The sequence below is a fragment of the Cryptosporangium sp. NPDC051539 genome, from assembly GCF_044454545.1.
GTDB lineage: Bacteria > Actinomycetota > Actinomycetes > Mycobacteriales > Cryptosporangiaceae > Cryptosporangium.
In genome coordinates, this window is the sequence record NZ_JBITDV010000001.1 from 718,012 (window position 1) to 743,717 (window position 25,706).

25 protein-coding genes are annotated in these 25,706 nt (G+C 71.7%); 16 read left to right on the forward strand and 9 right to left on the reverse strand.

Annotated elements, in window-relative coordinates:
* Positions 1 to 146: 146 nt before the first annotated feature.
* Complete coding sequence (locus tag ACIBZJ_RS03405; protein ID WP_395924980.1) at positions 147 to 446, reverse strand: helix-turn-helix domain-containing protein; 300 nt, start codon at positions 444 to 446, stop codon at positions 147 to 149.
* A gap of 845 nt (positions 447 to 1,291) precedes the next feature.
* On the opposite strand from ACIBZJ_RS03405, the gene ACIBZJ_RS03410 reads away from it, so the two are divergent.
* On the forward strand, positions 1,292 to 1,828 hold the full coding sequence (locus ACIBZJ_RS03410) for an RICIN domain-containing protein (protein WP_395924981.1): 537 nt from the start codon (positions 1,292 to 1,294) through the stop codon (positions 1,826 to 1,828).
* Here ACIBZJ_RS03410 and ACIBZJ_RS03415 read toward each other — a convergent pair whose 3' ends face one another.
* A complete protein-coding gene (locus ACIBZJ_RS03415) occupies positions 1,829 to 2,818 on the reverse strand; it encodes an LLM class flavin-dependent oxidoreductase (RefSeq protein ID WP_395924983.1) in 990 nt (329 codons plus the stop codon).
* A 99-nt stretch (positions 2,819 to 2,917) separates the two neighbouring features.
* Here ACIBZJ_RS03415 and ACIBZJ_RS03420 point away from each other — a divergent pair, with 99 nt between their 5' ends.
* Genes ACIBZJ_RS03420 through ACIBZJ_RS03440 form a run of 5 tightly spaced genes read left to right on the forward strand, consistent with a single transcriptional unit; the run spans position 2,918 to position 9,205 of the window.
* Positions 2,918 to 4,819, forward strand: coding sequence for an acetoacetate--CoA ligase (locus ACIBZJ_RS03420; protein WP_395924985.1), 1,902 nt, complete (start codon positions 2,918 to 2,920; stop codon positions 4,817 to 4,819).
* A gap of 30 nt (positions 4,820 to 4,849) precedes the next feature.
* A complete protein-coding gene (locus ACIBZJ_RS03425) occupies positions 4,850 to 5,542 on the forward strand; it encodes an LLM class flavin-dependent oxidoreductase (RefSeq protein WP_395924987.1) in 693 nt (230 codons plus the stop codon).
* A gap of 53 nt (positions 5,543 to 5,595) precedes the next feature.
* On the forward strand, positions 5,596 to 6,264 hold the full coding sequence (locus tag ACIBZJ_RS03430) for a response regulator transcription factor (RefSeq protein WP_395924989.1): 669 nt from the start codon (positions 5,596 to 5,598) through the stop codon (positions 6,262 to 6,264).
* Entirely contained in the window at positions 6,261 to 7,832 is a 1,572-nt protein-coding gene (locus ACIBZJ_RS03435; protein ID WP_395924991.1) for an ATP-binding protein, read from the forward strand. Before ACIBZJ_RS03430 ends, ACIBZJ_RS03435 begins: the two co-directional genes overlap by 4 nt.
* Before the next feature lie 53 nt (positions 7,833 to 7,885).
* Positions 7,886 to 9,205, forward strand: coding sequence for a PQQ-binding-like beta-propeller repeat protein (locus tag ACIBZJ_RS03440; RefSeq protein ID WP_395924993.1), 1,320 nt, complete (start codon positions 7,886 to 7,888; stop codon positions 9,203 to 9,205).
* Between the two features lie 148 nt (positions 9,206 to 9,353).
* On the opposite strand, the gene ACIBZJ_RS03445 is transcribed toward ACIBZJ_RS03440, so the two are convergent.
* Complete coding sequence (locus ACIBZJ_RS03445) at positions 9,354 to 9,731, reverse strand: hypothetical protein (RefSeq protein ID WP_395924995.1); 378 nt, start codon at positions 9,729 to 9,731, stop codon at positions 9,354 to 9,356.
* 104 nt (positions 9,732 to 9,835) lie between these two features.
* On the opposite strand from ACIBZJ_RS03445, the gene ACIBZJ_RS03450 reads away from it, so the two are divergent.
* Positions 9,836 to 10,462 carry a TetR/AcrR family transcriptional regulator gene (locus ACIBZJ_RS03450; protein WP_395924997.1) on the forward strand — a complete coding sequence of 209 codons (627 nt, stop codon included), beginning with the start codon at positions 9,836 to 9,838 and terminating at the stop codon, positions 10,460 to 10,462.
* Between the two features lie 19 nt (positions 10,463 to 10,481).
* Here the strand turns inward: ACIBZJ_RS03450 and ACIBZJ_RS03455 are convergent, their stop codons facing one another.
* Both ACIBZJ_RS03455 and ACIBZJ_RS03460 read right to left on the reverse strand, forming a co-directional pair.
* On the reverse strand, positions 10,482 to 12,080 hold the full coding sequence (locus ACIBZJ_RS03455; RefSeq protein ID WP_395924999.1) for a phosphatidylserine/phosphatidylglycerophosphate/cardiolipin synthase family protein: 1,599 nt from the start codon (positions 12,078 to 12,080) through the stop codon (positions 10,482 to 10,484).
* A gap of 25 nt (positions 12,081 to 12,105) precedes the next feature.
* A complete protein-coding gene (locus tag ACIBZJ_RS03460; protein ID WP_395925001.1) occupies positions 12,106 to 12,501 on the reverse strand; it encodes a hypothetical protein in 396 nt (131 codons plus the stop codon).
* 36 nt (positions 12,502 to 12,537) lie between these two features.
* Between ACIBZJ_RS03460 and ACIBZJ_RS03465 the strand changes: the two genes are divergently transcribed.
* A complete protein-coding gene (locus tag ACIBZJ_RS03465) occupies positions 12,538 to 12,948 on the forward strand; it encodes a YchJ family protein (RefSeq protein WP_395925998.1) in 411 nt (136 codons plus the stop codon).
* Here the strand turns inward: ACIBZJ_RS03465 and ACIBZJ_RS03470 are convergent.
* The 3 genes from ACIBZJ_RS03470 to ACIBZJ_RS03480 are packed head-to-tail and all read right to left on the reverse strand — an operon-like array spanning position 12,887 to position 15,104.
* Positions 12,887 to 13,996: a hypothetical protein gene (locus tag ACIBZJ_RS03470; protein ID WP_395925003.1), complete on the reverse strand. Its 1,110-nt coding sequence runs from the start codon at positions 13,994 to 13,996 to the stop codon at positions 12,887 to 12,889. The genes ACIBZJ_RS03465 and ACIBZJ_RS03470 overlap by 62 nt on opposite strands.
* Positions 13,993 to 14,349 (reverse strand): PadR family transcriptional regulator, encoded by a 357-nt coding sequence (locus ACIBZJ_RS03475; protein WP_395925005.1) that lies wholly within the window; start codon positions 14,347 to 14,349, stop codon positions 13,993 to 13,995. The genes ACIBZJ_RS03470 and ACIBZJ_RS03475 overlap by 4 nt, the downstream gene beginning before the upstream one ends.
* A 32-nt stretch (positions 14,350 to 14,381) precedes the next feature.
* Positions 14,382 to 15,104: a DUF2306 domain-containing protein gene (locus ACIBZJ_RS03480; RefSeq protein ID WP_395925007.1), complete on the reverse strand. Its 723-nt coding sequence runs from the start codon at positions 15,102 to 15,104 to the stop codon at positions 14,382 to 14,384.
* A gap of 108 nt (positions 15,105 to 15,212) precedes the next feature.
* Between ACIBZJ_RS03480 and ACIBZJ_RS03485 the strand changes: the two genes are divergently transcribed.
* The 8 genes from ACIBZJ_RS03485 (at position 15,213) to ACIBZJ_RS03520 (ending at position 23,819) form a co-directional block, all read left to right on the forward strand.
* Positions 15,213 to 16,391 (forward strand): sensor histidine kinase, encoded by a 1,179-nt coding sequence (locus ACIBZJ_RS03485; protein WP_395925009.1) that lies wholly within the window; start codon positions 15,213 to 15,215, stop codon positions 16,389 to 16,391.
* On the forward strand, positions 16,388 to 17,050 hold the full coding sequence (locus ACIBZJ_RS03490) for a response regulator (RefSeq protein WP_395925011.1): 663 nt from the start codon (positions 16,388 to 16,390) through the stop codon (positions 17,048 to 17,050). The genes ACIBZJ_RS03485 and ACIBZJ_RS03490 overlap by 4 nt, the downstream gene beginning before the upstream one ends.
* Before the next feature lie 133 nt (positions 17,051 to 17,183).
* Positions 17,184 to 18,434, forward strand: coding sequence for an ROK family protein (locus ACIBZJ_RS03495; protein ID WP_395925013.1), 1,251 nt, complete (start codon positions 17,184 to 17,186; stop codon positions 18,432 to 18,434).
* 25 nt (positions 18,435 to 18,459) lie between these two features.
* Positions 18,460 to 19,785, forward strand: a complete 1,326-nt coding sequence (locus ACIBZJ_RS03500) for an ABC transporter substrate-binding protein (protein WP_395925015.1) — start codon at positions 18,460 to 18,462, stop codon at positions 19,783 to 19,785.
* Positions 19,782 to 20,759 carry a carbohydrate ABC transporter permease gene (locus ACIBZJ_RS03505; RefSeq protein WP_395925017.1) on the forward strand — a complete coding sequence of 326 codons (978 nt, stop codon included), beginning with the start codon at positions 19,782 to 19,784 and terminating at the stop codon, positions 20,757 to 20,759. Before ACIBZJ_RS03500 ends, ACIBZJ_RS03505 begins: the two co-directional genes overlap by 4 nt.
* On the forward strand, positions 20,759 to 21,592 hold the full coding sequence (locus ACIBZJ_RS03510; protein ID WP_395925019.1) for a carbohydrate ABC transporter permease: 834 nt from the start codon (positions 20,759 to 20,761) through the stop codon (positions 21,590 to 21,592). The genes ACIBZJ_RS03505 and ACIBZJ_RS03510 overlap by 1 nt, the downstream gene beginning before the upstream one ends.
* Positions 21,589 to 22,827 carry a 6-phospho-beta-glucosidase gene (locus ACIBZJ_RS03515; protein ID WP_395925021.1) on the forward strand — a complete coding sequence of 413 codons (1,239 nt, stop codon included), beginning with the start codon at positions 21,589 to 21,591 and terminating at the stop codon, positions 22,825 to 22,827. The genes ACIBZJ_RS03510 and ACIBZJ_RS03515 overlap by 4 nt, the downstream gene beginning before the upstream one ends.
* A complete protein-coding gene (locus ACIBZJ_RS03520; protein ID WP_395925024.1) occupies positions 22,824 to 23,819 on the forward strand; it encodes an N-acetylglucosamine kinase in 996 nt (331 codons plus the stop codon). The genes ACIBZJ_RS03515 and ACIBZJ_RS03520 overlap by 4 nt, the downstream gene beginning before the upstream one ends.
* Positions 23,820 to 23,853: 34 nt before the next feature.
* Here the strand turns inward: ACIBZJ_RS03520 and ACIBZJ_RS03525 are convergent, their stop codons facing one another.
* Positions 23,854 to 25,638, reverse strand: coding sequence for a flavin-containing monooxygenase (locus tag ACIBZJ_RS03525; protein ID WP_395925026.1), 1,785 nt, complete (start codon positions 25,636 to 25,638; stop codon positions 23,854 to 23,856).
* Positions 25,639 to 25,706 lie beyond the last annotated feature (68 nt).

The window sequence follows — 25,706 nt, forward strand, 5'->3', positions numbered from 1 at the left end:
GCCTACGGGTCGGCGCGAATCGACCAGCCACTCAGCGTGTAGGTGGACAGTGCCAACTACGTGCGGATTTACCGTGCGGAAACACGGCTGAAGCTTGATTTCCCTGGACGGACCGGGTCTTTTCGGGCGATCGTTGTGAGTCAGGATTAGTGATCTGAAGTCGAGCGCAGCCCGCGGCGGATCCTCGAGGCCGTGGACTGGGAGACGCCTAATTCGGCGGCGAGGGCGCGGGTGGAGAGGTCGGCGCGGTGGGAACCTGCTTCGACCTGGGCGTTCGTGATCGTGCGGGGGCCGCCGGGGCGAGGGAGGTCGGCGAGGGCGGCCAGCCGGCCGGCCGTGAAGCGGGCCCGCCAGCGGCCAACCAGCTGGGGCGTGACCCCGAGCTCGTCGGCGACCTGCCGGTTCGTCGCCCCGACGAGGCCGGCAACGGCGGCGGTCCGGCCCACGCCGCTGGGGCCGCCGCCGCCGGAACCGGCAGAACCCCCGGCACCGGCAGAACCACCAGAAGCGGCCACACCGCCGGAAGCCGCAGCACCACCGGAAGCCGCAGCACCACCGGAAGCCGCAGCACCACCGGAAGCCGCAGCACCGCCAGAAGGACCAGGAGCGGCATGACCCGCAGGACCTGCGGGAACGGCCGGGCCGCCAGAAGCCGCAGGACCGGCAGCGCCGCCGGGAGCAGGACCGGCAGGAGCCGCAGGAGCGGCCGAGCCGCCAGGACCGGCAGAACCATCGGGAGCAGGACCACCGGAGGCGGCGGGAGCCGCAGAACCGGGGGGAGCTGCGGGAGCCGCAGAACCGCCAGAACCGGCGGGAGTGGCGGGAACGCCAGAACCGGCAGGAGCGGCAGGAGCGGCAGGAGCGGCGCAGGCGAGCACGATTCGGCACCGTAAGGCGAGGCCCTGCGGAGTCGAGCGACGTCGCACCAAGCCTTCGAGCGCGGCCCGCTCGGCCGGGGTCAGCACGAGCGGAACCGTCGGGCGTCCGGTGCGAGCCATGCCCCGACGCTAGTCCTTCCTCCTGACTCACGAATCGGTTCAGACGAAACTACCGGGTGTGTACTCGCACTGTGCACTTCTGGTTTACATGCTATCAATCCAATCACTCAGCGCCATACCGAACTGACCCAAAGTAGTGGCACTCGGCGGCAAAAATACTTCGCGTCCACCGGGGCTTTCGTCCGCACGTCGACCGATCCCGGCCGCGCTCTCGTCACCGCGATCAGCGGCGTCACACGCCTCGGCACACGGAGCCGCCGCAGGCTGACCGCACCCCTCCGAGAGGCATACATATGACGACGCTGCTCGCACGCCTCACCGCCACGGTGGCGGTCCTGGTGGCCGCCGCGGTGACGCTGACCGCGACGCCGGCCCAGGCCGCCACACTGCCCGAATTCAGCACGTTCTACCTGATCAACAACGTGACCCACCAGTGCGCCGCTCGCCACCCCGGCGCCGGAGCACCCCGCCTCGAAATGCACGGGTGCACGTACACCCCCAACGAGGTGTTCCAGGTGCAGTCCGTCCGGGACGGCTTCTCCTGGCTCGTCTACGAGCCGAACGGCTACTGCCTGGCCTACGACGCTGACGCGTTCGGCGCCTTTGCCCTGCACGTCTGCAAGGACATCGTCTTCCGGGGATTCTCGTTCCCCGACGGGAACCTCAGCTGGCGGGTCGAGCCGGCCGGGCCCGGTCTCTACCAGATCTTCAACGCGGGCGGCCCCAAGCTCTCGCTGTACACGCCCGCCCTCACCGCCTTGCTGATGCAGTACCCGAACGTCAACGACCCGAACGCGGTCTGGCAGCTGCTACCGACGGACGCGATCTGATCAGGCCGCGTTGACCTTCGGCATGATCTCCTCGGTCAGCCGCTTGAGATCGTCCAGCGTCTTCGACGTCGGCACGTCCCGGAACGGAGGCCAGAGCAGCGGCATCGTCATGCCCGCGTCCCGGTAGCGCTTCAGCCTGTCCTCGATCTGCTGGGCGTTCCCGGCCAGCAGATTCGTGCCCTTGCCGGCCGGGCTCTGGTCCATCGGCTCGTCGGTGATGACGAACCAGATCATCGAGCACACGTCGAACCCCTCGGGCAGGCCCCGGCCCAGCTCCCCCAGCTCACGCTCGATCTCCCCCCGCCAGCGGGTGATCTCCTCGGGCGTGTCCTGGATACCGATCCAGCCGGCCAGGCCGTACTTCGCGATCCGCTTGGCCGCCCGCTGCGCGTCTTTCAGCCCGGAGAAGTAGATCGGCGGGCCGGGCTGCTGGATCGGCTTGTGGCCGAAGCCGGAGAGCGGGAAGTCCGCGAACTCGCCGTGGTACTCGAACAGCTCGTTCTGCCAGATGCCCTGCATGATCTCGATCGTCTCGCGCACGTGGCCGTGCCGGCGCGGGAACAGATGGGGCACCGAAGCCGCCGCGAACTCCTCGGGCATCCATCCCGAGCCGACCCCGACGTTGAGCCGGCCGTTCGACAGGTGGTCCTGGGTGGCGAGCTCGGCCGCGAGCACGCCCGGAGCGCGATACGGCGTGTCGATGATGCTCATGCCGATCCGGACCTTCTCGGTCTTCGCGGCCAGCCACGGGATCAGCGTCATGCCCTGGAACCACTTGCCGCGCGAGACGACCGGCATGCCCTTCGGGAACTCGGTCATCATGCCGAACGGGAACTGGAGCTCGGCCCGGTCCGAGGCCTCCGGGACGACGATCCGGTCGAGCGTCCACACGGAATCGAAGTCGAGGTCCTCGGCGAGCGCCGTCAGATCCTCGAGCTCCTTGACGGTCACGTTGTCGCGGAAGTTCGGAAGATACAGAGCGAGCTTCATGCGCTTACGGTGCTAGCTCTTCCTCAACCCGTTCACACCTGAATCTCAACGGATGCTCAACCCTCGCCCGGGCCGGGACCCCGGCCGTAGGTTGGGGCCATGAGGTCAGAGCGCATCGACGCCTCCGCGCTCCGCGCCTACCTCGATTGGCTGGAGCGGCGCGAGGGCCGCCCGTTCGCCGACCACGACGCGCTCTGGGCCTGGTCGGTGGAGGACCTCGACCGGTTCTGGCTCTCGATCGTCGACTACTACGCCGTCGCGTTCTCGGAGCCCTGGACCCAGGTGCGCACCGCCGACCCGATGCCGCACACCCGCTGGTTCACCGGGGCCCGCCTCAACTGGGCCGAACACGCGCTGCGACGGGGGGCCGACGAGAGTCCCGCGCTGCTCTGCGTCCGCGAAGGAAGTCCGGACGCGCGGGAGATCACCTACGCGAGCCTGCGGCGGTCGGTGGCGGCGGCGGCCGGCTGGCTGCGCCGCAACGGCGTGCGCCCGGGCGACCGGGTCTGTGCCTACCTGCCGAACACCGAGCACGCGGTGATCGCCTGCCTCGCCACCGCGGCGGTGGGCGCGACCTGGTCGTGCTGTACTCCGGACTTCGGTGCCGAAGGCACGATCGGACGCCTCGCGCAGCTCGAACCGAGCGTGCTGATCGCGGCGGACGGCTACCACTGGAACACGAAGGAGATCGACCGCACCGAGGTCGTCGCGCAACTGCGGGAGAACCTCCCGACCGTGCGGCAGTTCGTGAACGTCCCGTACCTGAACCGTCCGCACCCCGAGGGCGCGACACCGTGGGACGAACTCCTCGCCGAGGACGCGCCGCCGGAGTTCGCGCCGGTCGAGTTCTCCCATCCGCTCTGGGTGCTGTTCACGTCCGGCACCACCGGGTTGCCGAAGGGCCTCGTGCACGGCCACGGCGGAATCACGCTCGAAGGCCTGAAGTGGGCCGGGCTGTACTGCGGGCTGCGCCCCGGCGAGCGGATGTTCACCTACACCTCGACCGGCTGGGCGCTCTGGAACATGCAGCTCGGCGCGCTGACCCAGGGCGCCGCGATCGTGCTGTACGAGGGCAGTCCGGCCGGGGTGATCTGGGAGGTGGCGGACCGCACCCGGGCCGACGTGATGATGCTCGGCGCCGCCGTGATCGGCGCTTCCGTCCCACCGCGGGAGAAGCTGAGCCGGCTCCGCCACCTGCTCGTCAGCGGCTCGGCGCTGCCGCCGGCCGGCTACGACTGGGTGGCCGAGCACGTCGGCCCGGACGTGCGGGTCGATTCGACCAGCGGCGGCACGGACGTCTCCGGCGCGTTCGTCGGCTCCAACGAGTACGCCCCGGTCCGGCCGGGCCGGATCGGCGGACGCCTCGCCGGAGTCGACTGCGCCGCCTGGGACGACGACGGGGTTCCCGTCGTCGAGAGCGTCGGTGATCTGGTCGTGCTCCAGCCGATGCCGTCGATGCCGGTGCACCTGTGGAACGATCCGGACGGGCGGCGCTACACCGAGTCGTACTTCGAGACCTGGCCCGGCGTCTGGCGGCACGGCGATTGGGTGACGCTGCACGCCGACGGCAGCCTCACGATCCACGGCCGGTCGGACTCGACGCTCAACCGGCACGGCGTACGCCTGGGCAGCGGCGACTTCTACGACGTCCTCGAGACGATGCCGGAGATCGCGGAGACGCTGGTGATCGGCGTCGAGCAACCCGACGACGGGTACTGGCTGGGCCTGTTCGTGGTGCCGGCGCCCGGCTTCGGGCTGGACGACGCACTGAAGCGGAAGATCGTCTCCACGCTGCGCACCCGGCTGACCGCCCGGCACGTCCCGGACGAGATCGTCGAGGCGCCGGCCGTGCCGCACACGCTGACCGGCAAACGGCTCGAGGTCCCGATCAAGAAACTGCTGCGCGGCACCCCGCTGGAGAAGGCGGCGAACCCCGCGTCGGTCGATGACCCCGGGGTCCTGCGCTGGTACGCACGCTTCGCGTCGGATCGGCTGGGCTGACCGGTGCGGCTGGGTGCCACGCTGGTTCACTTGTCGGACGCTCCGCCGCCCGCCACCGCGCGCTGGGCCCGGCGGCTGGTGGACGCCGGTTTCGAAAGCTTGTGGACGCCCGAGATCATCGGGCGCGGGACGCTGGTGCCGGATCCGTTCGTGACGCTCGCCGTGGCGGCGACCGCGACCGAGGGCGTCGAACTCGCCACCGCGACCGTGCAGGTCCCGCTGCACCACCCGGCGGAGCTGGCGCACCGGGTCCTGTCGCTGCTGGCGGTGTGCGGAGACCGGCTGTCCCTGGGCCTCAGCCCGGGGTCGACGGCGACCGACTTCGGCCTGCTGGATCGCGACTATTCCACCCGCTTCGCTACTTTCCGGGAGAACGTTCCCCGGCTTCGCGCGCTGATCGAGGGCGGCTCCCTCGGCCCGCCGGTCTCCGCGCCGCCGCTGCTGCTGGGCTCGTGGGGCGCGAACGTCGACCGGGCGGCGCGGGAGTTCGACGGCTGGCTCGCGTCCGCGTACCGGCGGACGACCGACCAGCTCCTCGAGGCGCACGAGCGGTACCGGGCGGCCGGTGGGCGGCGGGCGATCGTGTGCGCGCTCCCGGTGACCGACCTCGGGTCCACCGCGGTGGCCCTCCGTCGCTACGCCGAGGCCGGTTTCGACGACGCGGTGGTGCTGATCGAGCCCGGCGGACCGGAGCCTGCTGAGGTCAGAGCGCTTTTCCCGTAGGTGGGTTACGGTCGGCGGACGCGGCAATGAGGCCGCATCGGGTGGGAGCGGCCATGGCACCGGGGACCTTGCTCGTGGTGGACGACGACAGCCGCGTCCGTACCGTGGTCTCCTGGCAGCTCGAGTCCGAGGGCTACGACGTGCGCGTGGCCGCCGACGGCAACACCGCCTGGCGCAGCATCGTCGACGAGCGGCCCGATCTCGTCGTCCTCGATCTGTCGTTACCCGGGCTGGCCGGGCTGGACCTGCTCCGCCGGCTCCGGGAGAGCGGTGACCGGACGCCGGTCGTCGTCCTGTCGGGCCGCAGCGGTGAGGGCGACCGGATCCTCGGGCTCGACCTCGGCGCCGACGACTACCTGGTGAAGCCGTTCTCCCCCGGTGAGCTGGCGGCGCGGGTCCGGTCGGTGCTGCGGCGCACCGGCGGGATCCCACCGGTCGCGGTGGCACGGTCGGGGCTGCGGATCGACCCGGCCAGCCGCGAGGTGGAGCTCGACGGAGAGCCGGTGCCGCTCACCGCCCGCGAGTTCGACCTGCTCGCGTTCCTCGCCGGACACCCCCGGCACGTGTTCACGAGGGCGCAGCTGCTCGAGCAGGTGTGGTCCAGCTCGACCGGCTGGCAGAGCGAGGCCACGGTGACCGAGCACGTCCACCGCTTACGGCACAAGCTCGGCCACCGCTTCCTGGTCACGGTTCGCGGCGTGGGCTACCGGCTCGAACCATGACGTCGCTCGACCACGCGGACGCGGTCGGCCTGCTGGCCCGGCAGACCGAGATCCTCGAGCAGATCGCGGCCGGGGGTGCGCTGAGCGGTGTGCTCACCGGGATCGCGACCACGTTCGAGGACCTCGTGCCGGGCTGCTGCTGCTCGGTGCTGCTGCTGGACGGCGGCACGCTCCGCCACGGCGCGGCTCCGTCGCTGCCGGCCGCGTACTCGTCGGCGATCGACGGCCTCTCGATCGGTGAGTACGCCGGTTCCTGCGGAACCGCCGCCTACACCGGACGGCCGGTCGTCGCGGTCGACGTCCGCCTCGACGTGCGCTGGGAGAGCTACCGCTCGCTGGCCGACCAGTTCGGCCTGCGGGCCTGCTGGTCGACGCCGATCAGCGGACGCGACGGCATCACCGGCACGTTCGCGGTCTATCACCCCAGCCCGCACCGCCCGACGCCGCGCGAGACGCATCTCGTCGAACGTCTGACGCACCTGGCGTCGGTCGCGATCGACCACGACCGGCTGCTGGGCGCGCTGACCGAGAGCGAGGAGCGGTTCCGGCGGGCGTTCGAGGACAACGCGGTCGGCATGGCGCTGGCGACGCGGGACGGTCGCGTCACGCGGGTGAACCGGGCGATGCGCGCGCTGCTGGGCCGGTCGCTGATCGGCGCCGGTCTCGACGAGCTGTTCACCCGCCGCGGTGGCACCGACCGGCAGGACCAGTACGAGGCCACGGCACGGGCCGCGGACGGCCGGATCCTCGATCTCGCGATCGCGGTCTCCCCGATCCAGGATCACGCGCTGTCGGTGAACGTCCTCGACGTCACCGGCAAACGCGCCGCCGAACGGGAACGCCGCCGGCGGGTGGAGGCCGAGCTGGCCCAGCACGCCGCGGAGGCCGCCAACCGGGCCAAGACCGACTTCGTGTCCGCGCTCGGCCACGAGCTGCGCACGCCGCTGCAGGCGATCACCGGGTTCACCGAACTGCTCGGCACGCTCGACCTGGACCGCGACCGGCGGACGGCCGCGCTGGACCACATCTCCGCGGCCGCCGGGCACATCCTCGCGATGGTCAACGACGTGCTCGACGTCGCCCGGATCGAGGCGAACGTGCTACCGCTCACCGTCACCGCCGTGCCGCTGGAGCCGGTGGTGGCAGACGTGCTGGCCATGCTCGAACCGCTCGCCGCGGCCGAGCGGGTCGGCCTCCGCGTCTCCGCCGGTGCGCCCGCCGATCTGCTCGGGGACAAGCGGCGGATCCGGCAGGTGCTGCTCAACCTGGCCGCGAACGCGGTCCGCTACAACCGGGCGGACGGCACCGTCGTCCTCGGCTGGACCGTCCACGACGGACAGGCCCGGATCACGGTGCGCGACACCGGGCCGGGCATGGCGGACGAATACCTGGACCGGTTGTTCGTCCCGTTCGACCGGCTCGGTGCGGACTCCGAAGAGGGCGTCGGTCTCGGGCTGCCGCTCGCGCGGGGGCTGACCGAGGCGATGGGGGGCAGCCTCGACGTGTACAGCGAACTCGGGCAGGGCACTACGGTCACTGTCCGACTGCCGTTGGCGCAGCCGCGGTAGCCGCGCGCCGACGCAGTTCCCGAGCCAGTCGCTGAGTCACCAGGGAGTACCCGTTGCTTCGCCGCTACGCCGCCATTGGCGCGGTCTCCCTGCTCGTGCTCGCCGGCTGCAGCGACGGGGGTGAGTCCGAACCCCGGCGCTCCCCGGCACCGTCCACACCGAAGTCGGCCGCCCCGAGCCCGTCGCCGCGGGCCGCCTTCGATCCCCCGACGCGCTTCGGTCCGCAGGGCGCCGCGCTGCCGGCCGAGGCGAGCGAGAACACGATCGGCGGGGGCGACGCCCCGGTGCGGCCGCTTCCGGTCACGCTGCACCGCACCACCGCGTTCATCGCGTCGACGACGGCGTTGCTGGCCGTCGACACGATCACCGGCCGCACGCTGGCGACGATCGCGCCGACGGCCGGCACGACCCAGGCCCCCACCGGCACGACCCCGGGCGGCACCGACCCCGCCCGGACCGACGCCGCCCGGGCGCCGCTCGTCTGGACGGACAACGGGCGTGCCACCGTGCTGGCCACGTTCGTCGTCGACCGGCCGGCCAAGGGAACGCAGAAGGCCGGGCGCGCGATCGAGATCGTGGCGGTCGACGCCGAGACCGTCAAGTCGCTGTGGACCGCGCAGGTGGAGGCACCCGCCGGGCTCGACCAGGGCTACGCCGGGCTGGCCGCCGACCCGATCGGCGTCGACGCCGGCACGCTGGCCGTCGGCGTCACGTACCAGACCGCTCAGGGCGTGGTCGCCGTCGACCTGGCGACCAAGCAGGCCCGCTGGTCGCGTGCCGACTTCCGGCCCGGCGTGGTGACCTCGGGCGTCGTCGTCGGTGCGACCGGTGACCCGCTCTCCGACCCCTCGTCGGTGCTGGCCCTGGATCTCGCCGACGGCAAGCAGAAGTGGTCGGCGCTGCCCGGCTCCCAGCAGCTGATCGTGTCGTCCGTGGGACCGGCCCTGCTGATCGCCACCGGCAAGAACTACGGCAGCGGCGACACCCTGGTGGCCTCTCTCGACGTCGCCACCGGGAAGGTCAGGGACCGGTCCGCGGCCGACTACAGCAGCGTGCGGTGCCAGTTCGACGGCAAGGACGTGACCGTCTGCGGGCGGTCCGGGTGGGCGGTGGGACTCGACTCCACCACCGGGAAGACGCTGTGGGAACTGCCGGACCGGGCCGGCACCCGGGTGGCGCCGCGGATCGCCGCGGCCTGGCACGGCGCGGTCTACGGCACCACCGACAACGGCCCGGTCGTGCTGGACGCCCGCTCCGGGAAGGACCGTGAGATCGCCCCCGGCCTGGCGCCGCTCGTCGTCAACGAGTACGTCGGGATCGGACTGCCGCCGAACGGCGGCGAGGGCGTCCGCGCCTACCCGGCCGCCCAGTAGCGACGGGGAATGAACGCCCTCACAACGGGTAGTCCGCTGATGACAGGCCGCAACCGGGGCGTCCCAGTCGGACGTGAGGCGGCGCCCCGCAGCGGCGGGGCGCCCTGCGAGAGGAGCACACCATGTCGCAGTCACCCCCACCGATCGGTCACCCCGAGGTCGTGGACGTCACGGACGTCCCGGCCGGCGAGTCCACTGAGGTCACCGGCGCCCGGACGGGCCGGCGCAAGGGCCGGGCGGGCGTCGCCGGCCTGGCCGGAGCCGCGGCCGTCGCCGCGGTGACCGCGGTGGTCCGGCGGAAGCGCCGAAAGGCTACCCCGCCGCCGCGCTGGTACCGCCGCTGACCGGAGCGGCCGGCCCACGGAAACAGGGCGACCAGCGCTCCGAATGCGAAGCCCTCGGCGCTCACCAGGCCGTGCCCGTTGGCCTGGAGGAACCAGAGCGCCAGCCCGGCGACCGGAACCGCCAGCGCGAGCAGGCGCAGCCGGATCGCCGGGGCGACGCCGCGCGGCGGGTGGAGCAGCACGTCATCGGGCCCTCTTTTCGAACACTGTTTGAATCGTGCCGGCCGAGCGTAGCAACCGGCGTCCCCCTTTTCAAACGGTGTTTGAAATCGGCTACGCTGACGGCGTGAAGCTGAGCCGGGAGCTGATCGTCGACGCCGGGATGCGGGCGTTCGCCGAGCGCGGGTACGCCGGGATGTCCATGCGGCAGATCGCCGACGCCCTGGACGTCCACGCCGGATCGCTCTACTACCACGTCAAGAACAAGGAACAGTTGCTGGCGATGCTGGCCGACCGGGTGGCCGGCGAGGCCTACGACGCCGGAGCGGCGGCGCTGGCCTCGCTCCCGCCAGAGGCGTCCTGGGAGGAGCGGGTCGGAGCGCAACTCGCGGCGCTGCGGACGAGCCTGCGGGCGCGGGCCGGGGCCCCGGCGCTGCTGGCCGCCAGCCCGGCGCTGCTCACCCCGGCCGCGCTCGCGCTGATGGAACGGCTGCAGCAGACCCTCGACGCAGCCGGGGTTCCGGCGGCGGACCGCGGGGTGGCCGCCGACACGCTGCTGAGTTACGTCACGGGGTTCGTGCTCCAGGAACAGAGCGATACGGCGTCCCCGCCCGACGCCCGGGCCGCGGCCGGCCTCGCGGCGGCGTATCCGCTGACCGTGGCCGGCAGTGGCTCCGATCCGGACACGATGTTCCGGAGCAGCGTCCGGGTGCTCTGCGCGGGCATCGCGACGCTGATCGGGCCGGCGAGGTAGACCGCCGGGCGGCCGATGGTCAGTGGCGGGACCAGCGGGAGTAGCGGGCCGGCAGCAGGACGTGTTCGACCGGGGCGAAGCCGGCCGGTGCGCCGGTCGTACGCCAGGTGCCGGGCGGCCGGTCGGCCGGAAGCCACTCGGAGCGCCAGATGCCCAGCGCGGTGTCGAGCTCGGCGAGGTGGCGCTGCAGGTCGTCGGTGACCGGCGTGCGCAGGTGCTCGGCCCACAGGTGCACGCGCAGGTCCGTCACCGCGGGCCCGGTCGTGACCAGCGCGCAGGTCAACTCGCTGTCGGTGCCGACCATGGACCGGCTGAAGAAGTTGGCGGAACCGATGCTGGCGAAGACGTCGTCGATCAGCATCAGCTTGGTGTGCACGGTCAGGTCACGGACGCGGTACATGACGACGTTCTGCCGCGCGGACTCGGGAAGCCGGTTGATGACCTGGCGGCGCAGGTCGCGGGTGATCACCGGCCGGACGGTGCTGTCGCCCCCGTCGGCCGGGTCCCGGCGCCCGGACCCGACCAGGATCACTTTCACCCCGCGGCCGGCGGCGGCGCGCAGTTCGCCGAACAGCTCGTAGTGGCGGTTGCCGCCGGGCGATTCATGGAAGTATTGATCTTCCAGGTAGATGTACCGCCGGGCCGCCTTGATCGCGGTGATGAGCGTTTCGTAGACCTCGTAGGTGCCGGTCCGCACCACTGCGGGCGTGCGCATCCGCACCCATCCCTCGCGGCGGTACACCCGCCACGGGCGGTAGGAGCGCAGTACGCGTAACGCGACGCCGGGCGTCGGCTGCGGGGACTGCTCGGGAACCGGCGGCACGGTGCGGGGCGCGTCGGCCGGGTTGAGCACGGTGGCACCGCCCCGCGGGTAGGTGAACCAGCGGCCGGGAAGAAATCGCGGTGGCAGCTTGGCCGCGTTCTCCCACCGGGCCCGGAAGACCTCCCCGACCCGCGCGGCGGCCGGTCCGGTCAGCCGCGCGGCCGCGTCGTGCCATCCCCACCGGTGCGGCCCGAGCCGGAGCCGGTCGTGGGGCTTGGCGTCCCAGCGGCTGGGTATCAGGTCGAGGCCGCCGACGAACGCGGTCACGGCCCCGCCGATGCTGAACACCACCAGCTTCTGGTGGTTGGAACCCAGCACCGGCCCGGACCAGTCCAGCAGGACGCGGTTACGCAGCGGCGGTTCGGCGACGTCCCGGGTGGTGGGCTGCCAGCCACGCATCGCGCGCGCGGCGACCACGTTGGCCCGGAACGGCCCGAACGGCAGCCACGGCACACCCCCGGAGTACTCGGCCGCGCTGAGCACCACCCGGACGTCGGCCCCGTCGACCGCCTTCTCGGCCAGCGCGTCGGTGAACGGACGATGGTCGGGGTCGGTGCCCGCCCGGCCGGTCAGATCCAGGGCCGGGTCGGCCGAGTAGCTGGCGATGTAGACTGCGTCGCCGGGCCCGACCCGGTCGAGCAGCTCGGCCAGCTCGCGGAAGTAGGTGATGCCGTCGACGATCGGCTGCCAATCGGAATCTTCCAGGAGCGTCGGGCAGGCCTCGGTCGACGGCGGGAAGAACCGCGCCACCAGCGCCTCCACCGAGGCTTGCGCGTCGTCGACGTCCGAGGTCACGCGGGAATACTAACGAAGGGACGTTTCACGGTTCATCGACGATTTCGCCACCCAGCTCGTCCCGGAAGGTCTCGCAGTCCCGCGGCTGGTCGCAACCGACCACCCAGTTGTGGCCGACCAGCCGCCGCCCGCCGTAGAGGTGGTGCAGCTTGCTGACGTCGACCATCGCGTCGTTGTGGTCCCGGTAGGTGGAGAGCGTGAGCTTCCCGCCGTCGCAGGTGCCGCGTTCGCGCGCCACGTCGCCGTCGCCGACGATCGTCGGGGAGCAGCCGAGGTCCGCGGCCAGCTGTACGACGGTGTCGTAGGTCCGATTCCGGTGCGGCCAGTGGAGCACGAGCAACGTCCCGGCGACGCCGCCGAGCACGCCGCACAGCGCCGAGGCGACGACGACCCCTAACCAGAACCTGCGGCCCGATGGCATGGGACGACACGGTATACGCTCGGCGCGGCCCAGGTGCTGTGCTCGTGGAGGTGTGTCGTCGACCGGTGTCCGTGCGGCTCCCGCCGGGAGTACGGCGAGTGCTGCGAGCCGTTTCACCTCGGCGGCGCGGCCCCGACCGCCGAGGCGCTCATGCGCTCCCGCTACAGCGCGTTCGCCCGCGGCCTCGCGCCGTACCTGCACCGGACCTGGCACCCCTCGACGCGTCCCGATCGCGTCGACCTGGACGCCGGGACGACGTGGCGCGCGCTGCAGATCGTCGACACCGTGGACGGCGGCCCGGACGACGCGACCGGCGTGGTGGAATTCCGTGCGATCGCGCGGACGGCCGACGGCGAGCGCCGGGTGCAGCACGAGCGCAGCTCGTTCACCCGGGTCGACGGTCGATGGCACTATCTGGACGGCGGGACCGGTCCGCTGGTGCGCTAGCGCGGTGTCGCCCGCTGACGGCGACCGCGAGCCCGAGCACGCCGAGCGTGACGCCCGCCGACACCAGGCTGACCGCGGACCGCTCGAGGAAGTACGGCGCGACGCCGACCTGGTAGCCGTAGATCCCGTCCCCGGGGTGGTAGCCGGCCAGATCGGCCACGACGTGGATCATCAGATCGACCAGCAGCAGCGTCAGCGGCGGCAGCACCGCCAGCAGGACCCAGCGCCACCGCGCGTCCCGGCGGAACACCAGGGCGGCGGCCACCCCGGCGGCGGAGAGCACGAGCAGCGGTGCCGCCACGTCGACGAACAGGCGCGGCGCCAGATACGCGTAGGTCCAGTAACCCTCGAATTGGCTCCGTACCACCGGGGCGGTGACCACGGTGGCGAGCAGCGGCAGCCACCGCACCACCCGGCCCGGCCGGCCCGGCACGGCCAGTGCGAGCACGCCGAGCGCCGCGTGCGGCACGAGCGCGACCAGCGAGGGCACGTAGCTGTCGGACCACGGCTCGGCACCGACGGCACCGCACACCACGATCCCGATCGGTTTCGCCACCACGACGATCCCGAGCGCGGACGCGATCAGCCGGCGGCACCAGCGGCCCGACCCGGCGGCGAACGCGGCGGTCGCGGCCAGCCAGACGATCCAGGCGAACGCGGCCGGGGTGTGCACCGGCCCGTACGGATGACCACCGGAGTAGTTGATGGTCTGGGGCGCGAGTTCGATCACCATTAGCCAGCCCGCGGCCAGCACCGATCCGGCGGCCAGCGCCAGCACCGCCGCGAGCTGGACGCCGCCCGGCAACCCGGACGCTCCGCGCGCCCGCAGGTGCTGCCGGAGACCACCGGCCAGCACGTCGGCGGCGTCGCGGGGGGTGGGCCGGTGCCGGCCGGTGCCGGTCGTGTCGAGGTAGGTGTCGACGAGTTCGTCGCCGCGCGCAGCCCGGTAGGCCGCGGGATACGCCCGCAGGAGCCGCCGGTACCGCCGCTCCAACCGCCCGCTCGCGCCGTGCTCCTGCTCGCTCGCGCCGTGGTCCGGCCCGCTCATGCGATGCCCCCCGCCGCGGCCGGGCGCGCTTTCCATCCGGACGCGCGCAGGCGGGCCGCGGCGGCGTCGAGGTTCCGGCGCATGCGTTCGGTTTCGGCTCCGAGCGCGTCCAGCCCCTCGTCGGTGAGGCGGTAGTAGTGGCGGAGCCGCCCGTCGACGACCTCGTCGCGATCGGGGGCGACCAGGCCGTCGTCGGTGAGCCGGTCGAGGGCACCGTAGAGCGTGCCCGGGCGCAGCGTGATGCGCCCGCCGGACAGCTCGGCGACCTCGGTGATCAGCCCGTACCCGTGCAGCGGTTGCCGGGCCAGCGCGGTGAGGATCAGGAACGTCGGTTCCCGCAGCGGCGTCGTCATGGCGCCAATGTATCGGTAACCAAGATATACCGCTACCGAGGCCTTTCAACGGCGCCGGACGGCCGGAGCGTCCGGCTCCGGCCACCCGGGCCCGGACGCCGGCGCAGGTACCACTCGGCCAGCAGCAGGTTCGGCACCCAGGCGAGGAACGGCATGAGCGGATACGCGCGGTCGAACGCCAGGGTCTCGTCCACCCCGGCCGCGACCTGCGCGGGGATCAGCACGGCGAGCCAGAGCCGCAGCGTGACCGCGGCATAGGTGAGCGCGAACGTCCGGATCGCCCACCGCCGGTGGGTGACGAAATCTCGCCGGCGGGCCGCGGCCCGCGCCGCCACCGCGCAGCCGGTCCAGACGACGGCGAGCAAGCCGAATCCCACGACGCCGATCGCGCCGGCGACGTTCGTGGTCGCGAGCACGGCACCGGCCGGTCCGGCGACCAGGATCGCCCCGATCGTGATCCGGCCGGCCCAGCGGTGCAGACGCGGCACCCGGGCCCGGATCCGGCTGGAGAGCTGGATCGGCGAGAGCAGCAGCGCCAGGCCACCGAACGTGATGTGCAGGTGGAACGCGACCTGCACCAGGTGCGGCCGGTCGACGTAGTTCGCCGCGATCGTGCCGTTGGACGCCATCTCCTCGAGCGAGAGGACGAAGTACGGCAGCGGGGCGATGATCGCGATGGCGACCGCGCTCAGCGCGATCCAACCGCGGGTGACGCCGCGGGCGAGGCGGCGGGGCCGGTCCGATCGGAGGGTCATGCGACCAGGCTCCGATCCGGAGGTCGTGCGCGGCGAGCCCCTGCGGCGTGATCGCGGATCACCCGCGAGGGTGATCCGTCGTACCGCGATCACCGGCGAGAATGGGCTGTGCGCTCCTTCCGGCCACGTCGTCCGAACGTCCAGGCTCTCGACCTGTGGCTCGCGGCCGGGCTTGCGGTGGCCTCGGTCGTCGGCACCCTGCTGGTCCCGACCGCATGGCCCTACCGCCCGGCCGACGGGCTCGCGGTCGCGCTGGTGGTCGTCGCCGCGCTCAGCCTGGTGTGGCGATCGGCTCCGGTGGGGGTCGCGATCTCGTCGCTGTGCCTGGCCGTGAACGCGATGTTCGGGTTCACCGTCCAGATCGTTCAGTGGTGCCCGTGGATCGCGCTGTTCAGCTGTTTCGCCGTCGGCGGGCTCCGGCTGCGTGCGGTGGGCGTGACCTCCTGCGCCGTCGCCGTCGGCAGCTACCTGGTCTTCGACCGCGGTCCGGTCGACGCCGCCGACCTGACCAGCATCGCGATGTGCTTCCTGATCGCGACGATCGGCGGCGAGGCGGCGCGGTCGCGACGGGCGGCGGCCGCGGCCGAGCGCTCCCGCAGCGAACTCCTCGCCCGCGAACAGGTCGAGCTGGGCCGCCGGATCCAGCTCGAGGAACGCGGACGGCTGGCCCGGGAACTGCACGACGCGCTCGGTCACAGCGTCAACGTCATGACGCTGCAGGCCGGGGTCGCCCGGAAGGTGTTCGGCACCAACCCGGAGTTCGCCCGCGAGGCGTTGACCAGTATCGAGACGACCGGCCGGGAGGCGCTCGGCGAACTCGACCAGGTGCTGGAGGTGCTGCGCCCGGGAGAACCCGCCGAACCAGCCGAACCGCCCGAACCCGCCGAACCCGCCGACCTCGCCGAACCCGCCGACCTCGCCGAACCCGCCGACCTCGCCGAACTGGCCGAGCGGATCCAGGCGACCGGCCGGCGCGTGACGCTCGACGTCGAGCCGGTCAACCTCTCCCCCAGCGGGCACCGCGCCCTCTACCGGATCGTCCAGGAAGCGCTGACGAACGCGGTCCGGCACAGCCGGTCGGGCCGGATCCGGGTCACCGTCGGGCGGGCCGGGCCGGAGGCCAGGATCGAGGTGTTCAACGAGGGTTCCGGCTTCCCGCCTGCGGCGCCGGGCCGCGGGCTGGCCGGGATGCGCGAACGCGCCCGCCTGGAGGGCGGCTCGTTCCGAGCCGGTCCGGTCGAGGGCGGGTTCCGCGTGGTGGCGACGCTACCCGGGCGGACGCCGTGAGCCCGGGCGTGTCGGTCCTGCTCGCCGACGACGACGCGGTGGTACGCGGCGGCCTACGGGCCCTGCTCGACGCCGAACCGGGTATCACGGTCGCGGGCGAGGCGGCGACCGGCACCGAGGCCGTGCGGGAGGCTCGCCGGTCCGCACCCGACGTCGTGCTGATGGACGTGCGCATGCCCGGGCGGGACGGCGTCTGGGCGACCGGCGAGATCGTGCGCTGGCCCGAGCCGCGCCCGCGCGTGCTGATCCTGACGACGTTCGACCTCGACGACATCGTGGAGGAGGCACTCGCGGCCGGCGCCGACGGGTTCCTGCTCAAGCGGTCGACGCCCGAGCAACTGGTCGACGGCATCCGGGTGGTCGGCGCCGGTGACGCGCTGGTGGCTCCGCAGGTCACCCGGCGTCTGCTGGCGACGCTGGCCCGCCGTCGTCCGCCCGACCGGGACCGGCTGGCGCTGCCGGATCCGCTGACCGAGCGGGAAGCCCAGGTGCTGCGTGCGCTGGCCGAGGGGCTGTCCAACGCGGAGATCGCCGGCGTGTTCCACCTCTCGATCGAGACCGTGCGCACCCACCTGAAGCGGATCCTCACCAAGCTGAGCGTCCGCGACCGGACCCAGGCCGTCGTCTGGGCCTACCGGACCGGGTTCCTCGAGCGTTGAAACCCGGCCGCCCGGCCGGGGCGAACTAGCCCGCAGCCCTTGACGGCACCCCCGTCGGTGGTTAGTTTCCTCGAATCGATAAGAAAGTTTCCTATCGATTCATCCGAGCCGCGGAACGGGAGGGCGACACCAGGTGTCCGGAAGCCCCAGCGCCCTGCGCTTTCTCAACGACCGCGCCGCACTCGAGGCGCTCCTGCAGCACGAGGCGATCACCCGCGCGCAGCTCGAGGCCCTGGTCGGCCTGTCGAAGCCGGCCACGGCCCAGTTGCTGAGCCGCCTGGAGAAGGCCGGCCTGGTCGAGCGCCTGGGCCGGCGCGAGGTCGGGCCCGGCCCCCGCGCCCAGCTCTGGGGCCTGAAGGCCGACGCGGGGTTCGCCGCCGGCGTCGACGTCACCCGTCAGGGCATCGACGTCGAGATCGCCGACCTGCGCGGCAACACCGTCGCCCAGCACCTGGCCCCGGCCCCGGCCGGCACGACGTCCAGCGCGGCGACCGCGCCCGGCCCCACGCCCGGCTCCGGGCCCGGCCCCACGCCCGGCTCCGGGCCTGGGCCGACGCCCGGCTCCGGGCCCGGGGCCGCGCTCGGGGCGGCGCTCGCCGAGGCCTGCGCCCAGGCCGGGATCAGCGTCGACCGCCTGGCCCACGTCGCCATCGGCACTCCCGGATCGGTCGATGCGGTCAGCGGCCGGCTCCGGTACGCGTCGGACGTGCCGGCCTGGACGAACGTGAACGTTCTGCAGGCGATCGGCGCCGTCCTCGACGTCCCGTTCACGATCGAGAACGACGTCAACCTCGTCGCGCTCAACGAGATGGCTCGGGGCAGCGCCCAGGACGTGCGGGACTTCGTCCTGCTCTGGATCTCGGAGCGCAGCGTCGGCTCGTCGGTGGTGGTGCACGGCGGGCTGGTCCGCGGAGCCACCCTCGGCGCCGGTGAGCTCGGCTTCACGCCGGTTCCCGATCTGGCCCGCGAGCCGCTGCCCGGCGTCCACCGCTTCGGTGACCTGCTGGCCAATTCCGCCCTGCTGACGCTGGCCGGATCCCACGGACTGCAGGCCGTGGGAGCGGTCGACGCGGTCCGGCAAAGTCTCGGGCGCGACGGCGGGTTCCTCACCGACCTGGCCCGCCGGATCGCGGCCGGTCTGGCCGCCGTGGTCAGCATCCTCGACCCGGAACTGATCGTGCTGGGCGGCGCGGTGTGCAGCACCGGCGGTCCGGCGCTGCGCGCGGCGATCAGCGACGCGCTGGCCGAATTCGTCGAGCCCCGGGTCCGCATTCTTCCCGGCCGCCCCGATTCCGACTCGGTCCGCGCCGGCGCGGTCCAGGCCGCTCTGGTGCACGCCCGCGAGCACTACTTTTCCGCCGGCTCCTCACTCGGCGATTCCTGACTTACCGAACCCCCCGGAGAACCAGATGAAGAGATCTGTCCGAGCGATCACCGCCGCCGTGGCCGCGGTACTCGCGATCAGCGCCTGTTCCGGAACCGGCGGAGACAAACCCGGGGTCGGGGACGCCCCCGGCTCCGACGACAAGGTGACGCTCACGGTCTGGAGCGGATTCGCCGACCAGGAACTGGCCGCGCTCGACTCCGCACTGAACGGATTCCACCAGCAGCACCCGAACATCACGATCAAGAGCGAGGGCAGCCAGGACGACGACAAGATCTCGCAGGCCGTCCGGGGTGGCACCGCGCCCGACGTCGCGATCTCCAGCAACGCCAACGCGCTCGGCCAGTACTGCAAGACCGGCGCGTTCCAGGACCTCAAGGGCTACCTGGACCGGGACAAGGTCGACCTGAGCGTCTTCCCCCAGGCCGTGCGCGACTACACCGAGTACGACCAGGTGCGCTGCGCGATGCCGCTGCTGTCCGACGCCTACGGCCTCTACTACAACAAGAAGCTGTTCGCCGAAGCCGGCCTCACCGCACCGCCCAAGACGATGACCGAGCTCGCTGCCGCCGCCAAGAAGCTGACCAAGTTCAGCCCCGACGGGTCGATCGCGGTGGCGGGATTCGTGCCGACGCTCGGCTTCTACAACAACCGGGTCGACGTCTGGGCGCCGCAGTTCGGGGCCGAATGGCAGGACTCCGACGGCAAGTCGAGCCTCTCGTCGAGCCCCGGGTGGACGAACCTGTTCCAATGGCAGAAGCAGCTGACCGACTTCTACACCGCGAAGAAGCTGACGGCGTTCACCGCCGCCGCGGGGCAGAAGTACTCGCCGGACAACGCGTTCCAGACCGGCAAGATCGCGATGATGTTCGACGGTGAGTTCCGCACCGGGTTCGTCGACTCGCAGGCCCCCGACCTCTCGTACGGCACCGCGCCGCTCCCGGTGGCCGACGACCGCGCCGACACCTACGGCAGCAGCGACGTCGGCGGCAACATCGTCGGCATTCCGAAGGGCGCCAAGAACGCCGGCGCGGCCTGGGAACTGATCAAGTACCTGACGACCGAGACCAAGCCGCTCGTCTCGCTGGCCAACGGACTGAAGAACCTGCCGACGACCACCGAGGCGCTCAAGTCGCCGGATCTGAAGTTCACCGGCAACCTCGCGCCGTTCCTCGACATCTACACGAACCCGCACTCCAGTTCGCTGCCGACCACACCCAACGGGGGCGCCTACCTGAAGACGACCCTGGACTTCGCGGTGAAATGGCAGACCGGCGGCGTCACCGACCTGAAGAAGGGTCTGAAGGACGCCGACAAGCAGATCGACGACGACCTCGCTTTGCAGAAATGACGGTACTGACCCGAGCAGCGGCGGCGCCGGTCACGGCGCCGCCCCGCCGCCGAAGCACGCACCGCCGGCTCGTGGTCCTGGCGTTCATGTCGCCGTGGCTCGTCGGGTTCAGCGTCTTCTTCGTCTACCCGCTGCTCTCGACGCTCTACTACAGCCTGACCAGCTTCGATCTGATCAACAACCCGGTGTTCGTCGGCGCGCGCAACTACGTGTTCCTGTTCACCAAGGATCCGCTGGTCCGGATCTCCGCGCGCAACACCGCGTATCTGGTGGTCGCCATCACCGTGGGCCGGGTGGGCTACGGGCTGCTGACCGCGCTGGTGCTGAGCAAGCTCAAGAGCCGGGCCGGCGGCGTCTTCCGGACGCTGTTCTACCTTCCGTCGCTGGCTCCGCCGGTGGCCGCGGCGCTGGCGTTCGTCTTCGTGTTCAACCCCGGCACCGGGCCGGTGAACAAGCTGCTGAGCCTCGTCGGCATCAAGGGACCGCTCTGGTTCAACGACCCGTCGTGGGCCAAGCCGTCGCTGACCGTGCTGGCGCTGTGGGCCTCGGGCGAGGTCATGGTGATCCTGCTGGCCGCGTTGCTGGACGTGCCCACCGACTACTACGAGGCCGCGTCCCTCGACGGTGCCGGCCCGATCAAGAAGTTCTGGCACATCACGCTGCCGTCGATCTCGCCGGTGCTGCTGTTCGCGATCATCAACTCGATCATCGTCGGGCTGCAGTACTTCACCGAGGCCACGGTGGCCGGCGCGGTGGCGTCCGGATCGTCGGACGCCGTCGGCAACGTCGCCTCGCTCGGTTACCCCGACAACTCGACGCTGACGTTCCCGATGTGGCTGTACGAGCGGGGATTCCACTCCTACAACATGGGCTACGCCTCCGCGATGGCCACCGTGCTCTTCGGTGTGTCGGTGATCTTCACCGTGGTGCTCGTCCAGCGGCTGCGGGCGACGGCCGGCGGGCAGGAGGACTGATGAGCGCACGAGTGAGTTCGGCCCTGGCCTGGTGCGGGCTGCACGCGGTGGCACTGGCGATGGCCGTCGGCTTCCTGGCGCCGCTGCTGTTCCTGCTCCTGACGTCGGTGATGACCGACCAGCAGGCGCTGACCAGCGACCTGTGGCCGCACGAGTGGCAGTGGAGCAACTTCGTCACGGTGTTCCGGAAGGCCCCGCTGGTCGGCTACTTCGCCCACAGCCTGCTGTACTCGGTCACCGCGACCGCCGCGATGCTGATCTCCAGCATCCCGGTGGCCTACGCGCTGGCCAAACTGCGGTGGCGGGGCCGGACCTGGGCGTTCTACCTGGTCATCGTGGCCATGCTGCTGCCGCCGCAGGTCATCGCCGTGCCGATGTACGTGATGTGGGCCAAGCTGGGGCTGACCGGATCGCTCTGGCCGCTGATCCTGCCCAACCTGTTCGGCGACGCGTTCAGCATCTTCCTGCTGCGTCAGTTCCTGGTCGCGATACCGCAGTCGTACATCGACTCCGCGCGCATCGACGGCGCCTCGGAGCTCGGCGTGCTGCTGCGGATCGTGGTGCCGATGGCCCGGCCGGGCATCGCCGCCGCCGGGCTGTTCATGTTCCTCAAGACCTGGAACGACTATTTCGGCCCGCTGCTCTACACCGGCGAGAACCGCGCCAACTGGACGCTGTCGCTCGGGCTGGCCGCGTTCCGCAGCACCCACCAGGTCCAGTGGAACCTGACGATGGCCGCCACCGTGCTGGTGATGCTGCCGGTCCTCGTCCTGTTCTTCTTCGCCCAGAAGTCGTTCATCGAAGGGATCAAATTGTCCGGGGTCAAAGGATGAAGCTCACCGTTGTCGGCGGCGGGTCGACGTACACGCCGGAGCTCATCGACGGGCTGCTGACCTCGCCGTTCCCGATCGACGAGATCACGCTCGTCGATCCGGACCCGGACCGCCTCGACGTGGTGGCCGGGTTCGCGCGCCGGATGGTGGCCGCGGCGGGCCAGAACGCCGTCATCAGCGCCACCGACGACCTCGACAAGGGCGTGGACGGCGCCGGGGCGGTGCTCGTCCAGCTACGGGTGGGAGGCCAGCGGACCCGCCTCTCGGACGAGACGTTCCCGCACGCCTGCGGCTGCCTCGGCCAGGAGACCACCGGTGCCGGCGGGTTCGCCAAGGCCCTGCGCACGGTCCCGGTGGTGCTCGACATCGCTTCGCGGGTCGACCCGGACACCTGGATCGTCGACTTCACGAACCCGGTCGGCATCGTCACCCGAAGCCTGCTCGACGCCGGGCACAAGGCCGTCGGGCTGTGCAACGTGGCGATCAACTTCCAGCGCAACTTCGCCGGCCTGCTCGACGTCGACCCGGACCGCGTCGGCCTGCGTCACGTCGGGCTGAACCACCTGAGCTGGGAAACGGCGGTGTACCTGGACGGCGACGACGTGCTGCCGTCGCTGATCGCCGACCGCGCCGAGGAACTCGGCGAGGCGTTCCGCCTGACGCCCGAGCACCTCCGGCTGCAGGCCGCGGTGCCGTCCTACTACCTGCGTTACTACTACGCGCACGACGTCGTCTTCGCCGAACAGCAGACCGAACGCCCACGGGCGGCGGTGGTCAGCGACGTCGAGCAGGAACTGCTCGCGCTCTACCGGGACGAGTCGGTGGTGACCAAGCCGGCCGCCCTGCAGAACCGCGGCGGGCGGCACTACTCGCTGGCCGCGATCAATCTGGTCTCGTCGCTGCTGCAAGACACCGGTGACGTCCAGGTCGTGAACGTCCGCAACCGGGGGACGTTGCCGTTCCTTCCCGACGAAGCGGTCATCGAGGCCGCGTCGACGATCAACGCCTCCGGACCGGTGCCCCGGCCGATCGGCCCGGTCGACCCCTCGCTCCGGGGTCTGATCGCGCACACCGCCGCCTACGAGGAGCTGGCCGTCGACGCGGCGCTGCACGGCGGACGCGACCGGGTGGTCAAGGCGCTGCTGGCGCATCCGCTGGTCGGCCAGTACGCGCTGGCCGAGGGCCTGGCCGACCGGCTGCTGGCCGAGAACGCCCGCTTCCTGGCCTGGGCGTGAGCCCGGACGCGACGACCCCGAGCGGGGTGCTGCTGGCCATCGACGGGGGGAACAGCAAGACCGACGTCGCGGTGCTCGACCGGGCCGGCCGCCTGCTGGCCCGCCGGCGCGGGCCGGGGTACTCCCCGCACGTCCTCGGCGTGCCCGGCTCGGTGGCCGCGATCGAGACGCTGGCCCGGGAGGCGCTGCGGAGCGCGGGACTCGACCTCGGGCCCGTCGCGGTCGCCCACACGGCCGCCTACCTGGCCGGCGTGGATCTGACCCGGGAACGGCGGGAGATGCTCGCCGCCGTGACCTCGCGCGGATGGTCGCGCTCGGCCGTGGTCGACAACGACACGTTCGCCGTGCTGCGGCTGGGCACGGCCGGCGGCGAGGGCGTCGCGGTGGTGTGCGGCGCCGGGATCAACTGCGTCGGGGTGTCGGGCTCCCAGGTCGTGCGGTTCCCGTCGCTGGGCACCGTGTCCGGCGACTGGGGTGGCGGTCTGCAACTGGGGGCCGAGGTCATGTCGGCCGCCGCGCGGGCCGAGGACGGGCGGGGTCCGGCCACCGTGCTGGCGGCGGCGGTGATCGCGCACTTCGGCGTCGCCTCCGTGCTGGAAGCGATCGAGGCGTTCCACTTCGGAGACTTCTCGCCGGAACGTTTCGGCGAGCTGTGCCCGGTGGCGTTCCGGCTCGCCGAGGAGGGTGATGCCGTCGCCGGTGGCCTCGTCGACCGGCTCGCCGGAGAGATCGCCGATTTCGTGGGGGCGTCGTTGCGTCGGCTGGACCTGCGCGGCCGCGACGTTCCGGTGGTTCTCGGCGGTGGCATCCTCGCCGGCGGCGACCGGCGCCTGCTGGGCGGCGTGTTCGACCGGGTGCTCCCCGAGTTCCCCCGCGCCCGGTTCGTGCACGCCGACGAGCCGCCGGTGATCGGGTCGGCGCTGCTGGGGCTGGATCATCTCGGGATCACCGGCGACACGGCGGTGCGCGCGGCGTTCCGGGTGGCCGCCTGAAGGCCACCGGTGTTGGACGCCGCCGCGACGGGCCTCAGGACGTGTGGTGCACCTCCTGCAGAGCGTGAACGGGCGTCGGAATGCCCTCCAGCCGGGCCTTGAGCTGCAGAGCCAGGTAGAGCGAGTAGTAGCGCGACTGGTGCAGGTTGCCGCCGTGGAACCACAGCCCCTCCTGCTGGGTGGGCTTCCACATGTTGCGCTCCTCGCCCTCCCACGGGCCCGGGTCCTTGGCGGTGTCGGAGCCCAGCCCCCATACCTTGCCGACCTTGTCGGCCATCGGCTGCCCGACGATGTCCGCGGCCAGTCCGTTCATCGAGCCGTAGCCGGTGGCGTAGACGACGACGTCGGCCGGCAGTTCCTGCCCGGTGTCGAGCTTCACCGAGTGTTCGGTCAGCTCGACGACCTGGCCTTGAGCCACGGGGACCTCGCCGTCGGCCACCAGGTCGGCCGCGCCGACGTCGATGTAGTAGCCCGAGCCGCGGCGCAGGTACTTCAGGAACAGCCCGGACCCGTCGTCGCCCCAGTCGTGGCGGAAGCCGGACTTCTCCAGGCGGGCGTAGAACTCCTTGTCGTGCTCGGCGATGGCCTCGTAGACCGGGATCTGGACCGTCGGCAGGAACCGGTACGGCAGCGAGGCGAAGATCGTGTCGGCCTTGTGCGTGGTGACGCCCGCGGCGACGGCCCGCTCGGAGTAGAGGTCGCCGAGCGCGAGGTTCATCAGCGAGTCCGACCGCACGATGTGCGTCGAGCTGCGCTGCACCATCGTGACGTCCGCCCCGGCCTCCCACAGCGCGCCGCAGATGTCGAACGCCGAGTTGTTCGACCCGATGACGACGACCTTCGAGTTCCGGTACGCGTCCGGCCCCGGGTGGGCCGAGCTGTGGTGCTGCTCCCCGGCGAACACGTCCTGCCCCGGGATGACCGGCACGTTGGGCTTTCCGGAAACGCCGAGGGCGAAGACGAGCTGCTTGGGCCGCAACACCCGCTCCTCCCCCGCCCGGTCCACGGTGACCGTCCATTCCTTCCGGACGTCGTCCCAGCTCGCGGTTTTCGCGGTGCTGGAACCCCAGTAGTTGACCTCCATGACCCGGGTGTACATCTCGAGCCAGTCGCCGATCTTGTCCTTCGGGGCGAACACCGGCCAGTTCTCCGGGAACGGCAGATAGGGCAAGTGGTCGTACCAGACCGGGTCGTGCAGGCAGAGCGACTTGTACCGGCTGCGCCACTGGTCACCGGGCCGCTCGTGCCGGTCGAGAACCACGTGGTCGACGCCGAGCCGGCGCAGCCGCGCGCCCAGCGCGATGCCACCCTGGCCGCCGCCGATGACCACGACGTACGGGTGGGGATCCTCGAGCTCGGCCGCGCGCCGCTCGGTCCAGGTGACCCGGTCCTTCCGGGCACCGTGCTCCACGCCCTTGGGCCGGGTCTCTTCGTGGCCTTTCAGCTCGTCGAGCGTGGTGAGGAGCGTGAACGCGCCCTCGGCGGTGAGCCGCAGCAGGCCGGAGCCCCGCCCGGCCGCGGTCTCGAACGTGAAGTACGCGGTCGTGACGCCGTCGGCCTCTTCCGGCTCCTCTCCGTCGGCGACGCGGAAGTTCGACGCGTCAGCGGTGGTTGCGGCGACCAGGTCGCGCACCCCGTCACGGTTCTCGACCGTGGTGATGTTCCAGGTGAACGCGACCAGGTCGCGCCAGAAGCTGCCCGGCGCGAACAGCTGCGCCGCGCGGTCCGGGTCTCGCGCGGCGAGAGCGGCTTCGAAGTCGTTGAGCCAGTTGGTGACAGTGTCGGACGCCGTGGGAGACATGAGACTCCTTTGGTTCATGTACTCGTCTGCCCGTCCACGTTCGTCGCTTGACGCGAATTGGTCAACGCTCGGGGTAGCGTCGGGCG